The 1,356-nt window shown below is 54.2% G+C and carries 1 protein-coding gene and 1 pseudogene; both read left to right on the forward strand.

What is annotated here, in order from left to right; translation table 11 throughout:
* Positions 1-626: pseudogene (locus tag J3482_RS20050) on the forward strand (IS21 family transposase); the annotation flags it as partial.
* Positions 623-1,351, forward strand: a complete 729-nt coding sequence (istB, locus tag J3482_RS20055) for an IS21-like element helper ATPase IstB (protein ID WP_206920120.1) — start codon at positions 623-625, stop codon at positions 1,349-1,351. The pseudogene J3482_RS20050 and the gene istB, both read left to right, overlap by 4 nt.
* Positions 1,352-1,356 lie beyond the last annotated feature (5 nt).

The raw sequence follows: 1,356 nt of genomic DNA on the forward strand, positions 1-1,356 counted from the left end.
TCTGGGAGGCAGAACGAAAAAAGCTGTTAACCATGCCCGCCGTCCCATTTGAGGTGTACCGGCTCGAACCGGCCCGCTTGAACAAATACCGGGAACTCCGGTTTGAGACGACCACGTACCCATTGCCGCAGTGTCGTGCGCTTGAAACCGTCCTGCTCAAGGTGAAATGGGATGAGATTGAGGTTTTATCTAACGATGGAGAGTACCGCCATTTGGCGACGCTGCCCCGTCCATACACGGAAAAGGAGATTCCGATTGAGTGGCCGGCCGTGTTTGACGGATACCGGAGAAAGCCAAGAGCAGTGATGTACTCGGATTTCGCTAAATTCATGCCCGCTTCCGTACGCACATTCGTGCAAGTGGAAGATGTTGAGCTGAGAAAGTCCCGTGTTGCTCTGATTCGTCGGTTGCTCGATTCTCACCAGATGTCCGACATTGGGGCTGCACTCGATACATTGGCAGGGAATTTCGACCCTGACAGGGTGCTGGAACATGCGCTGTATGCCTTGAAGCATCCCGAGTTCCGCCCCGAGCCGTTTGTAGAGCCGCATACACCTGTACAGATTCACGGGCACACTCCTGACCTTGGGGAATATGACGCCGTTCTGGGGGTGAGCAGAGCATGAAACAGGAGTTGGCCACTGCGTGCAAGAGCCTCCACTTAGGCTACGTGATGGAAACATACGAGATGATTCCGTTCAATGACCGCTCGGAGTTCCTACTTGGCGTGCTGCAGGCGGAATTACAGGGCCGAGAAATGTCCAGGATTCGCAGGCTCATGAAAAAAGCTCGCTTTCCACAAATGAAGACACTGGGGGATTATGATTTTGGGGCAGTCACCTTCCCGGCACACTGCAACCGTGAACTCTTAACGGACCTTGCGTTTCTCGAACGCAAAGAGAATGTCGTGATGCTTGGCAAGGTGGGAACTGGCAAGACTCACTTGGCAACGGCTCTTGGCGTGGAAGCTTGCCAACGGGGACACGAGGTACGGTTCTTCCGGGTGCATGATCTTGTGGCTCTATTGCAGGAGAAGTACCAAGCCGGAACACTCCACCGTTTCCAGCGGGAACTAAGCAGAGCCGAGCTTCTCATCCTCGATGAAATGGGGTTTGTTCCCTTTCACAAAGATGGCGCTGAGCTGTTGTTTAACGTCATCTCCGAATGCTACGAGCAAAGGAGCGTGATCGTGACCTCGAACCTTGAGTTTGGCCAGTGGAGCAGTGTCTTCGGTGATGCCAGGCTCACAGCAGCACTCGTGGACCGACTCGTCCACCACGCCCACGTTTTGGCGTTCACCGGCGAGAGCTACCGCCTGAAACATGCCTTATCTGGAACGAAGTCGTCGTAATCTTC

This window comes from Alicyclobacillus suci (assembly GCF_017329615.1).
In the GTDB taxonomy this organism is placed as follows: Bacteria; Bacillota; Bacilli; order Alicyclobacillales; family Alicyclobacillaceae; genus Alicyclobacillus; species Alicyclobacillus suci.